Below are 11648 nucleotides of genomic sequence, written 5' to 3'. Positions count from 1 at the left end.
AATCAGGCGCTGGAATAAAACTAGTAAAAGGACAGACAAATTTCTTGGAAGAGATCATTTTGTCCGAAGAATGTTTCCGCCTCTCCTTTTATACACTGGAGGGGAAGAGGTGATGACATGATCAGCGTCAGTTTGTGCGTTATCGTGAAAAATGAAGAGGAAGTGCTTGCGGGCTGTCTTGATTCCGTCAAAGACATTGCGGATGAAATTGTGATTGCTGATACGGGCTCGACCGACCGGACGAAAGAAATCGCGGCCCGTTATACGGATAAGATTTATGATTTTGAATGGATCGATCACTTTGCGGCCGCCCGTAATTTTGTGTTTTCGAAAGCGGAAATGGATTATATTCTGTGGCTGGACGCCGACGATATGCTGACGGAAAAGGACCGTGAAAAGCTGATTGAACTGAAGGCGTCGCTTTCAAAAGAGGTGGACGCGGTATCCATGTACTATCACGTCGGCTTTGATGATCGGGGAGAGGTCAGCTTCAGATACCGCCGCAACCGACTCGTCAAGCGTGAAAAAGGATTCCGCTGGATCGGAGCCGTGCATGAGTATCTTGAGGTATACGGAAACATCATAGAAACCGATATTGCCGTCACACACCGGAAATCCGAGAAAAAGCACTCGCCTCCCTCAGACCGCAACTTGAAGATTTATGAGAAAATGGCGGAAAACAGTGAAACGATGACACCGCGCGATTTGTTTTACTTCGCGAATGAATTAAAGGATCACGGCCAGTATCAGCGCGCCATCACGTATTATCACCATTTTCTTTCCACAAAACAGTGCTGGATCGAAGACGAGATCAGAACGTGCCAATATCTATCCGATTGCTACAGGGCGGTCGGCCATGAAGAGGCCGCCATGACGTCTCTCTTAAAATCATTTCTGATCGATTGTCCGCGGCCGGAGTTCTGCTGCAGGCTCGGCGACTATTTTGCGGAGAAACGGCAATACCGGCAGGGCGTGTTTTGGTATGAGCTCGCCCTATCCGCCAAAAGCAGTGATGCAGGCTTTACCCAGCTCGAATATTCCACCTGGTACCCCCATCTGCAGCTCTGCGTCTGCCACTGGCAGCTCGGCGACAGAGAAAAAGCGAAGATTCATAACGACAAAGCCGCCTCCTATCATCCGTCACATCCGAGTGTCCTGTATAATCAAAACGTCCTCGGCACATAACATCGAAAAAAAGAGCTGCCCCCGTATGAAGGGCAGCTCCTTTTTGATTACGCTGTCGGAATTCCTCCGCTTACACTGTAAATTTGGGATGTCACATAACTCGATTCTTCTGAGGCCAAAAAGACATAAATTCCTGCCAGCTCCGCCGGCTGTCCGGCACGCTGTAATGGAACGGCCGGTGTTTCCTTGCCGAATTTCGGAATGTTTTCACCGGGCTGTCCTCCTGAAATCTGCAGCGGTGTCCAGATCGGCCCCGGCGCTACCGAGTTGACTCTGATTCCTTTATTCGCCAGCTGCTTTCCTAGGCCGACGGTAAAACCGATAATGGCATGTTTCGTCGCGGCATAATCCAACAGCATCGGGCTTGGATTATACCCTTCTACGGACGTTGTCGTGATAATAGACGCGCCTTCCGGCAGATACGGAAGCGCGGCTTTGACGAGCCAATACAGTGAGAATACGTTGACTTCAAATGTTTGATAGATTTGTTCTGTAGTAAGATCGCTGATATCATCCACTGCCTGCTGTTTGCCGGCAACAAGAGCGAGCGTGTCAAGACCGCCAAGCTCTTGATACGCTTTTTCCGCCAATTCTCCGCAAAACGCTTCATCGCTTAAATCTCCCGGCAGCAGAACGGCTTTTCTTCCCTCTTTTTCAATTAACGCTTTCACTTCTTCTGCATCCGGCTGTTCCTCAGGCAGATAGTTAATGGCCACATCCGCCCCTTCCCGGGCATAAGCAATTGCGGCGGCCCGGCCGATACCTGAATCGCCGCCGGTGACGAGGGCTTTTCTTCCCTTCAGCTTGCCGGCTCCTTTATAGCTTGTTTCACCGCAATCCGGCACAGGCTTCATCTCTTTCTGCAAGCCGGGCGGTTCTTGATATTGTTTTGGAAATTCATCATGATCATATTTCGTCAGCGGGTTGTGCAGATTTGCATCAGACATACAAGACTCTCCTTTATCATTGGTGATGTATTCGTATGTGTACCCCTTTAGCATGACGGATCAAACGTGTAAGTGCAGTTTCCGCTTGATAAAGGGAAAACAAAAAAGGAGCCCGTAAGCTCCCCTTTTTTTATGATTCTCCGAGAACGTTTTCAGCCATTTTCGCTAAATGCTGGGCGCTTCCTGAAATCTCCTGCATCGTGGCAGAAATTTGTTCAACCGCCGCCGCTTGGCCGTCCGTGTTCTGGTTGATGGATTCAATTGAGTCCTCCAGCCCTTTCAGCAGGCTGTGGATTTTTTTCGTAATCTGGTCAATTTGGCCGACATTGTCTTTTGAATGAGTGGCAAGCTTGCGGATCTCATCCGCCACCACGGAAAAGCCCTTGCCGGATTCTCCTGCTCTCGCGGCTTCAATGGCCGCATTCAAACCGAGCAAATTGCTTTGATCCGAGATGCCCTTGACAGTGACGGAAATGTCGGCGATTTCTCCCGCGCTTTCACTGACTTGTTTCGCCTGAGCGGAAATCCCGGTCATCTGTGCTGAGAAACCGCTGATGGATTCTGAGATATCCGCGATCGCCGAAGCGGTCTGTTCCACGACAGCGGACAGGCTTTCAGCGACATCATGAAGCTTGGCTGATTTTTCAAGGCTCGTGCCGAGACCGACGCCGCCGATGACTTTTCCGTTTTCATCGTGAAGCGGAATCGCTCTGGCGATCAGCGGAAATCCGAACAGCTCTTTCGGCACCATGCTTGTCTTCTTCTGATTCATGCGGATCGCGTCTGTAATGATGTCCCCTTTTTGCAGCGGATCTCCCGGCTTTACATTAAGAGAAAACGTTTTAGCCGGAATATTCACGATTAATTTTTCTGTATCATAAATTCCGATGGTGATGTCATCTTGGATCAGGCTGTTTAAAAAAGGCGCAACTTTGACAAAAGCGTCAAGCAGGCTGTGCGTTTGCTGCTCCGTCTGTATACTCATTTCTTTCACTCCTTCTTAATATGGGAATTGGCGTTTTTCATGCTGAACCGAAATCCATTTCAGCGTGGTGAATTCTTCAAGGCTCCATTCGCCGTTCAGCCTGCCGAGACCTGATTGTTTCTCGCCGCCGAACGCAACGTTCGGTTCATCATTAATGGTCGTATCGTTGACGTGAATCATGCCGGTTTCGATCCGCTTAGCAAACTCAACGCCAAGCTCCACGTTTGCCGTATGCACGGCTCCGCTTAAACCGAACGGTGTCGCGTTTGCGATGCTTACCGCTTCATCCTCCGTTTCAAACGGCATGATGCAGACGGCCGGTCCGAACAGCTCCTCCTTCGCGATGCTCATCTCAGGTTTCACATCTTTTAAAATGACGGGCTCAGCGACCGTTCCGCTGAATCGGCCGGACAGCACCGGAACCGCTCCCTCTTCTATCGCTTTTTCGACAGACCGTCTCAGACCTTCCGCCTGTCTCTCATTGATTAAAGGACCGATAACCGTATCAGGGTCCATCGGATCGCCGACTTTCAGCGATGACACTTTCGCTTCGTAAAGCTCTGTAAATTTGTCATATACAGATGTGTGAACGAGCACGCGGTTCGCCGACATACAGATCTGGCCTTGATGCGTAAACCGGCTGAATACGGCCGCATTGACGGCGTATTCAAGATCAGCATCCTCAAGCACGATCAGCGCGCTGTTTCCGCCAAGCTCCAACAGCGGTTTTTTAAAGTGTTTGACCGCAAGCTGTCCGATATAGCTGCCCACTCCGGTTGAACCTGTAAATGAGATTATCCGCGGCACGGGATGCTCAACAAAGCTGTCGCCGATCTCCCCGATATCCGTCACGATGACATTCAGCAGCCCGTCCGGTACGCCGGCCGCTTCAAAAATTTTCGCGATAAGCGTTCCGCCGCAGATCGGCGTTTCTTCATGAGGCTTCAGCACGACGCCGTTCCCCGCGCCGAGTGCCGGCGCAACAGATTTCATCGAAAGGAAAAACGGGAAATTAAACGGGCTGATCACCCCCACGACTCCGGCGGGTATTCTGTACAGCCTGTTTTCTTTTCCGTCAATCGTGGACGGGAGAATTTTCCCTTCCATCCGCACCGGAAATGTTGCGGCTTCTTTTATCATATTTTTGACAAGTCCGATTTCAAACTCAGCCTTCAGCCGTGTTCCGCCAAGCTCCTCCATGATTAAGTAAATAATCGCTTCTTCGTGCTCTTCAATGAAAGAAACGGCTTTTTCCAAAATGGCTCGCTTTTTAAAAGGGTTTACTTTGTCCCATTCTTGTTTCGCAAGAGCCGCGGCGCGATATGCCGCATCCACGTCATCAGGCGTCGCTTTTCGGAATGAGGTGATGACTTTTTGAGTATAAGGATTTCTGTTTTCCAATACGTTCCGGCTGCTTCCATCCCTCCATCGGCCGCCGATAAACTGCTTATTTAGTTCTTCATATTGAAACATGTAAACATCTCCCTTTCATCGAAACTTGAAATTAGTTGATGAGTCATCTTTTGTATCGGTCTTAAGGTGAGAAAATTGAACTATTTCACAATAAAATTCCCTTTCCTTCCGTGCATCGACGCTTTTTAGCTTTGTCCTTTTAAAGTGGAAAATTCTTTAATTGACTGCGAGAAATTTCGACAATATAATACAAACGTCAGTGTATATAATGATAAGAATATTATGAATTTTCAGGAGGACCCATATGTCTTTACTATTTCGGAAAAAGCCGCTGGCCGACTTAAAGGCCCAGAGCAAACAGACCAGCCTGTCCCGCTCGTTAAGCGCTTTTGACTTGGTTTTGCTCGGAATCGGCTGTGTTGTCGGCACGGGGATTTTTGTGATTACCGGGACTGTGGCCGCGACAGGCGCAGGACCGGCTTTGATTCTGTCGTTTGTGCTCGCGGGCCTTGCCTGCGCGCTCGCCGCGTTTTGTTATGCGGAATTTTCTTCATCCATTCCGATTTCAGGCAGCGTATATACGTATTCATATGTCACTCTCGGGGAGTGTCTCGCGTTTTTAATCGGATGGGACTTAATGCTTGAATATGTTATCGCGCTCGCCGCCGTCGCAACCGGCTGGTCATCTTATTTCCAGTCGCTTCTTGCAGGCTTCGGGCTGCATCTTCCGGAGGCGCTGACCGCCGCACCCGGCAGCAAAACGGGTGCCGTGTTCAACCTGCCGGCCGTTATCATTATTTTGGTCATTACCGCGATTGTTTCAAGGGGCGTGAAAGAAAGCACCCGCTTTAACAATGTCATTGTATTGATGAAAATTGCGATCATTCTGCTGTTTATCGTCGTCGGTTTCGGCTACGTGAAACCGGAAAACTGGTCGCCGTTTATGCCGTTCGGGATGAAAGGCGTCATCACGAGCGCCGCGACCGTTTTCTTCGCGTATCTTGGATTTGATGCCGTGTCAAACGCGTCGGAAGAAGTGAAAAACCCGCAGAAATCAATGCCGGTCGGAATCATCGGCGCGCTTGCCATCTGCACCGTCCTTTACATTACGGTATCGCTTGTCCTGACGGGAATGCTTTCGTACACCAAGCTGAATGTCGGAGACCCTGTATCTTTCGCGCTCCAATTTGTCGGCCAGAACAAAATAGCAGGCATTATTTCCGTCGGCGCGATTATCGGGATTACAACGGTCATGCTCGCTCTGCTTTACGCTCAGGTGCGCCTTACATTTGCGATGAGCAGAGACGGCCTCTTGCCCCGCATGTTTTCCAAGGTTCACCCGCGTTTTAAAACACCGTTTCAAAACACATGGGTGACGGGGATCGTTGCCGCCGGGATCGCAGGTTTTATTGACCTGGGAACCTTGGCGCATCTCGTCAATATGGGAACCTTGGCGGCCTTTACGGTCATTGCGATCGCCGTCATCGTTTTAAGAAAGAAACATCCGGAGATCAAATCTTCCTTCCGTGTTCCTTTCGTGCCTTTTGTGCCGATCATCAGCGCATGCTTATGCCTGTATCTCGCAAGCAGCCTGCCGGGCGTGACATGGCTCGCCTTTGTCATCTGGATCGCCGCCGGGATCGTCGTTTATATGATGTATTCTAGAAAACACAGTTTGTTAAATAAATAAAAAGGGAGGCTCTTTTTTCTGTTTGAGAAAGAAGAGCCTTTTTTGCACTTGATAATTCATTCACCTTATGAATAATATGGTGTATGCTTCGTTTACATAAAAAGGAGGAGAATCACTTTGGCAATTGCCGCCCCGCTTAAAGAAAAACCTGTCCATCGTCCCGAGACAACCATGTATTCTATTTTGTTCATTATCGGGATCTGTCATCTGCTGAACGATTCACTGCAAGCGGTGATTCCGGCGATGTTTCCGATTTTGGAACGTTCCATGAATCTTACATTTACGCAGCTCGGAATTATCGCCTTTACGCTGAATATGGTGTCTTCCGTGATGCAGCCCGTCATCGGCTGGTATACGGATAAACGCCCGATGCCGTATGCTTTGCCGCTCGGACTCACCGCAAGCATGCTCGGCATTTTAGGTCTCGCGTTCGCCCCGTCTTTTCTGACGATTTTATGCTGTGTCTTTTTTATCGGCCTTGGCTCCGCCGTCTTTCATCCTGAAGGATCGCGTGTCGCTTACATGGCCGCCGGCGAAAAGCGCGGGTTGGCGCAATCAATTTACCAAGTCGGAGGGAATACCGGCCAGGCGATGGCGCCCTTGATTACCGCGCTGATTCTCGTTCCGCTCGGTCAATTCGGCTCTGTCTGGTTTACGCTAGTCGCCGCAATCGCTGTGCTGTTTCTCATTTATATCGCCAAATGGTATAAAGGCCGCCTGATTCATTTGCGCGCCGCAAGTAAAAAATCACCGGCCGCCGCTGTGCAGACCGTGATTACAAAACCGATTATTCTCGCCCTTATCATGATTATCTTCTTAATTTTCGCGCGCTCCTGGTATGTGAGCGCGATCGGCAACTTTTATACGTTCTATGCGATGAATGCCTATCATGTCAGCATTCAGCAGGCACAGAGCTACATCTTCGTCTTTTTATTTTTCGGAGCTGTCGGAACGTTTCTCGGCGGGCCGCTTGCAGACCGTTTCGGAAAGCGGAACGTCATCATCGTTTCCATGACGGCATCGGCTCCCTTGACGATTTTCCTTCCGTTTGCGGGACCTGTCATCGCCTATGGCGTACTGGCGCTGATCGGCGTTGTTCTGATGTCCAGCTTCTCCGTGACGGTTGTCTACGCGCAGGAGCTTGTTCCCGGCAAAATCGGAACGATGTCAGGGCTTACGGTCGGGCTCGCCTTCGGAATGGGCGCGATCGGAGCGGTTGCGCTCGGAGCTCTTATTGATTCAGCGGGATTGACGCCGACCATGACAGCCGTCGCCTTTCTGCCCGTTTTAGGTCTGCTCGCCTTTGTCCTGCCGAGCGACAAAACATTAAAAGAATGGCATTCATAAAAAAATCCCTGCCGAAAAGGCAGGGATTTTATGTTTCAACCGTATAAAAATGAGTGTCAGGAACCGCATATTTCGGAATAAACCCGTCTCTGAAATCAGGAAACGCTTTTTGAATTTCATCAATCCATTTTTTTACGTTTTTGATGTACGGGACGTAAATCATACTGACTGTCGCCTCGTCATCAATGTGATAGTACCAGCAGAGATTGAATTCGTTCTCCGTGACGAGCGTAAAGCCTGAAAAATGATAAAAAATCAGCGGGGTGTCATTGACATATACAGCCCCGTCGCGCAGGCTGACGTCATATTGCTCAATATTCCACAGCGCCGCATTCGCGCCGATCGACTCCGTGACATGAACGTGTTCAAACTGCGCGGGCCACTTTTCAACATACCTTTGGTCACCGTATGTCTTTTTTTCTTCATTCATCTCCACCGTACAATAGGAGATGCAATCCTGTCTCCACTGCCAGACCGCCCGGTACGCTTCCCCGGTATTCCGCGCGCCGACAAACCCGGTGTTGTACTGCCCCGTCAGCTTGTAATAAGACGCAAACCGTTCTGAATTGCGGTGATCCGTCAGAAAAAGGGAAGCATCCGGCTTTTCCGCAAACAGCTCGCCCGCATCTGAGAAGAAAAAGAGATCGGTGTCCAAATGGGCAAAATATTCGGCTTCATCATACTCCGTCATCACATGGAACAGAAAAGCCGGCTTCAGCGTCCAGCAATATTCATGAAACGTCCGGCCGCCCTTTGCTTCCAGCAGCTCCGGGTCCTCCATTTCATGGAGCTGAACCGCCGTGACATGTTCCCACGGCACCTGCTGAAGCAGTTCGTACGCTTTCTGATCGACACACAGCACATACAGATGAAAATCCCGGCAATGCTCATGGAGAGAATGAATCATCGGCATCAGTTTAAAGATATGCGTTCTGGAAACAATGGTTGAAAAATGATATTTACTCACCATATCACATCCAATTTATTTAAGATCCACATGCAGTAAATCAGCAGTCAGCGCTTTGAACGCCCTTGCAAAATGCGTGACGCCCAGCTTTTTTTCCGCTTTTGCCAAAAGCTTTCCGACCTCCGGCAGCTGGAAGCTGTTCGCCGTGATCCGCGGGCTTTTCGTCTTCCAGTCCGGATCGAGGTTGCGTTCTTTAACCGCGTGCAGCAGCTCGAGAAAAATGTGCAGCAGGCTTTCATATTTCTCATAATCAAGCAGCACCTCGATGTCTGCCATTATACTGTTGGTTAACTCCGCGTCAAACGGGCCGTTAAACGCGAGGTGCACGTCAAGCGAATGAATGTCATTATACTTGTCGCACATGTACGCGATATTCGCCCTGATGTCATCAACGGAAGCGCAGTTGCTCGGATGCTCCTGATGGACGCTCATGATATCGCGCCGCAGCTGAAATCTCATTCCCGACTGATGAAGCCTGATGCCGAGATCATAATCTTCAAAGCCGTATCTGACAATGCCTTCATCAAACAGGCCGAGATCTTCCACGTGCTGCCTCTTAACTGATGAATTGTTCGTAATGAAAAAACGCCACGGCAGACGGTAGCCGTTCAAATCATCTCCGTATTTTCCCAAAATGCTTTTCAGCACCCGGATAAAGTCGGTATCTAAATCAAAGCATCTGTCAAGAAAGCTTCCGTCTCTGATGTCACTTTCATCAAGGAGCGCCTCTTTATCGCCCGGCAGCTCTTCATACAGTTCGGCGAGTTTTTCCTTATGCTCTTTTTCAAAACGGTCATAATAAAAGCTGTAAATCCGCTTCCAGAACATACCGCATACGACAAGATCGTCCCGGTTCTCATGAGCCTTGATATGCTTCGCCACCAAATCCTTTTCGGCAAGCATGTCGCTGTCATGGAAAATCAAAATATCGCCTCTGGCATTGCGGACCGCTTGATTCCGGCCGTAAGCGATCCCTCTGTTTTCTTTAATTCTTACAAAAATCAGCGGAAAATTCGCGCTGAATGATTCAAGCATGGATAAGGTTCCGTCTTCCGAACCGTTGTCAGCCACAATCACTTCGAACGGCTCTGTGCATTCCTGTTCATTCAGTGACAGCAGGCTGTTATAAAGCCTCTCCTTGGAATTATATGCGGGAACAATGACGCTTGCCTTCACTTTTCGTTCACTTCCTGTATATGATCATTTATTTGTTATCATCCTCAGATGCAAAGCCGCTGAACTCCGGGCAGACGGCGCTGACCGTCCCGATCACCCGCTTCAGAATGTCCTGATAAAGCTGATGGACAAACGGCAGGTCGGTCCGGTCCGTCTCATGAATCTGCCGAATGTCGCCGGCTGTGACGATCCGGTATCCGCTAAAATGATAGAAAATCAGCGGATTTCCGTCTTCGAGCACAAGACGCCCGTCCTTCCATGAAAACGTGTGGCGGCCGTAATTCCAATGGCCGATATTCACGCCGGGCGTGGTGATGTCACACACATTCGGGAACAGGCCGGACATGTAATCCAAGTAGCCTTGATCTCCGAATTTTCCTTCGCCCGGCGCATTTTTGCATTCTTCCAGGCAGCGTTCTTTCCACCATCTGAGACAATCTGTGCCGGCACTGTCGGTTTTGAAGCTGAGAAAACCGGAATTATACCGGCCTAAAAGACGCTGCAGCATGTCGATCTCCTGTTTTTCAAATGAGGGAATGACGATATCGCCCCGTGACAGAAGCACCGAACAATCCGGCTGATTGTCAAAAATCGCGCGCGGATCAGCGAAGAAAAACAAATCGGCATCAATGTACGTGACACGCTCTAATTCCGGATGTCCGTCCAGCACGAATTCGAGAAATACCGGCTTCACCGTCCAGCAGTATTCGCTCTGATTCCTCGTCCGCTTCAGTTCAAGGAGCTCCTCATTTTCCAGTGCGGACACCTGAATCAAGGTGACATTATCCGGCCGCATTGCCTGAAGCACGTCATAGGTGTCTTGATCCATACACAAAGTAAAAATGGGGGCGTCCGCCTGAACCGCTTTCAATGAGCCGAACAAAGCGATAGCCTGATACAGCCTTCCTTTTGATAAAACTGTGCAATATGCGCTTGTCACGTCTTTCTCTCACCTCTGTTTCTGTTACTTTTGAAAAAAGGCTTTATACCATTCGATCGTTTTTTCCAATCCTTCATCAATGGTATGCGCGGGCGTCCAATTCAGAAGCTTCCTCGCCTTTTCCGCTGATAAATATTGGTGCTTGATTTCGTGGCTTCCCTGGTTGAGCACTTTCGGCTTGAGGTCACTGTCCATGGCCTTAAGAATTTTTTCTACAAGTTCCAGCACCGTCAGCTGAATCTCATTGCTGAAGTTGAACGCTTCTCCCGCAAGATTGAGCTCCTCCATCTTTTCCGCCAGCAAAAGGTATGCCTCGACCGCATCCTCGATGTAAAAATAATCACGGATAAATGTGCCGTCGCTGCGGATTTCCGGCGCTTCACCGTTCAGCACGAGCTGAATCGTCTGCGGAATAATCCGGTTGAAGTTCAAATCCCCGCCGCCGTACAAGTTGCCGCAGCGCGTAATACAGACCGGAAGTCCGTACGTATTAAAATATGTGTGGCTTAACAAATCGGCACAGCTTTTTGATACGTCATACGGATGTTTGCCCTGAAGAGGCATGTTTTCATCGTACGGCAGTGTCGGCTGGTCGCCGTACGCTTTATCACTGGACGCGACGATCACCCGTTTGATGAGCGGATGCCTGCGGCACGCTTCAAGGATGTTCCATGTTCCGAGAATATTGGCTTCAAATGTGGAAATCGGATTGCGGTTTGCGACGCCGACGATCGCCTGAGCGGCTAAATGAAAGACCGTGTCAATTTCATATTCGCCCAGCGCCCGCTCAATCACATCCAGATCTTCAAGCGCGCCGTGCACGATATTCATTTGCTTCACTTGTTCTCCCTGATACAGGTTCGACTTGGGCACAGTGTCACGGACAAGTCCCGTCACATTAGCCCCCTGATCGATCAGTTCCTTCACCAAGCTGCTTCCTAAAAGACCTGTACATCCCGTCACAAACACATTTTTATTTTTCCAGAAACTCAAACTTG

At 49.5% G+C, this 11648-nt stretch carries 10 protein-coding genes; 3 read left to right on the top strand and 7 right to left on the bottom strand.

Annotation, left to right across the window (positions count from 1 at the left end; genetic code table 11):
• Positions 1–117: 117 nt before the first annotated feature.
• On the top strand, positions 118–1185 hold the full coding sequence (locus VP472_RS03700; RefSeq protein WP_025649929.1) for a glycosyltransferase: 1068 nt from the start codon (positions 118–120) through the stop codon (positions 1183–1185).
• A gap of 47 nt (positions 1186–1232) precedes the next feature.
• Here VP472_RS03700 and VP472_RS03695 read toward each other — a convergent pair whose 3' ends face one another.
• The 3 genes from VP472_RS03695 to VP472_RS03685 form a co-directional block, all read right to left on the bottom strand.
• Positions 1233–2132, bottom strand: coding sequence for an SDR family oxidoreductase (locus VP472_RS03695; RefSeq protein WP_014304589.1), 900 nt, complete (start codon positions 2130–2132; stop codon positions 1233–1235).
• Between the two features lie 130 nt (positions 2133–2262).
• Positions 2263–2667, bottom strand: coding sequence for a methyl-accepting chemotaxis protein (locus tag VP472_RS20065; RefSeq protein WP_369719111.1), 405 nt, complete (start codon positions 2665–2667; stop codon positions 2263–2265).
• A gap of 465 nt (positions 2668–3132) precedes the next feature.
• Entirely contained in the window at positions 3133–4590 is a 1458-nt protein-coding gene (locus VP472_RS03685; protein WP_146276302.1) for a benzaldehyde dehydrogenase, read from the bottom strand.
• A gap of 244 nt (positions 4591–4834) precedes the next feature.
• Here VP472_RS03685 and VP472_RS03680 point away from each other — a divergent pair, with 244 nt between their 5' ends.
• On the top strand, positions 4835–6220 hold the full coding sequence (locus VP472_RS03680) for a branched-chain amino acid transporter BcaP (protein WP_025649927.1): 1386 nt from the start codon (positions 4835–4837) through the stop codon (positions 6218–6220).
• A 117-nt stretch (positions 6221–6337) separates the two neighbouring features.
• Complete coding sequence (locus VP472_RS03675; RefSeq protein ID WP_003155670.1) at positions 6338–7567, top strand: MFS transporter; 1230 nt, start codon at positions 6338–6340, stop codon at positions 7565–7567.
• 28 nt (positions 7568–7595) lie between these two features.
• Here the strand turns inward: VP472_RS03675 and VP472_RS03670 are convergent, their stop codons facing one another.
• From VP472_RS03670 to VP472_RS03655, 4 genes are read right to left on the bottom strand one after another with little or no spacing between them, the layout of a single operon-like run.
• On the bottom strand, positions 7596–8534 hold the full coding sequence (locus VP472_RS03670; protein ID WP_003155671.1) for a putative nucleotide-diphospho-sugar transferase: 939 nt from the start codon (positions 8532–8534) through the stop codon (positions 7596–7598).
• 15 nt (positions 8535–8549) lie between these two features.
• Positions 8550–9710, bottom strand: a complete 1161-nt coding sequence (locus VP472_RS03665; RefSeq protein ID WP_070081489.1) for a glycosyltransferase family 2 protein — start codon at positions 9708–9710, stop codon at positions 8550–8552.
• A 28-nt stretch (positions 9711–9738) separates the two neighbouring features.
• Complete coding sequence (locus VP472_RS03660) at positions 9739–10650, bottom strand: putative nucleotide-diphospho-sugar transferase (RefSeq protein ID WP_070081488.1); 912 nt, start codon at positions 10648–10650, stop codon at positions 9739–9741.
• A 24-nt stretch (positions 10651–10674) separates the two neighbouring features.
• The gene (locus VP472_RS03655) at positions 10675–11643 is read right to left on the bottom strand and encodes a GDP-mannose 4,6-dehydratase (RefSeq protein WP_063637010.1); all 969 of its coding nucleotides are present in this window, start codon (positions 11641–11643) and stop codon (positions 10675–10677) included.
• Positions 11644–11648 lie beyond the last annotated feature (5 nt).

The sequence above is a fragment of the Bacillus sp. MT(2024) genome (assembly GCF_036362845.1).
Classification (GTDB): Bacteria; Bacillota; Bacilli; order Bacillales; family Bacillaceae; genus Bacillus; species Bacillus velezensis.
The sequence above is the reverse complement of the archived record's forward strand: the minus strand, read 5'-3'. Positions and strand labels throughout refer to the sequence as shown.

Excerpts from the sequence above, each read along its gene's own strand:
- VP472_RS03695 (WP_014304589.1), bottom strand. The coding sequence starts at position 2,132 with ATGTCTGATGCAAATCTGCACAACCCGCTGACGAAATATGATCATGAT.
- VP472_RS03685 (WP_146276302.1), bottom strand. The coding sequence starts at position 4,590 with ATGTTTCAATATGAAGAACTAAATAAGCAGTTTATCGGCGGCCGATGG.
- VP472_RS03700 (WP_025649929.1), top strand. The coding sequence starts at position 118 with ATGATCAGCGTCAGTTTGTGCGTTATCGTGAAAAATGAAGAGGAAGTG.
- VP472_RS20065 (WP_369719111.1), bottom strand. The coding sequence starts at position 2,667 with ATGACCGGGATTTCCGCTCAGGCGAAACAAGTCAGTGAAAGCGCGGGA.
- VP472_RS03680 (WP_025649927.1), top strand. The coding sequence starts at position 4,835 with ATGTCTTTACTATTTCGGAAAAAGCCGCTGGCCGACTTAAAGGCCCAG.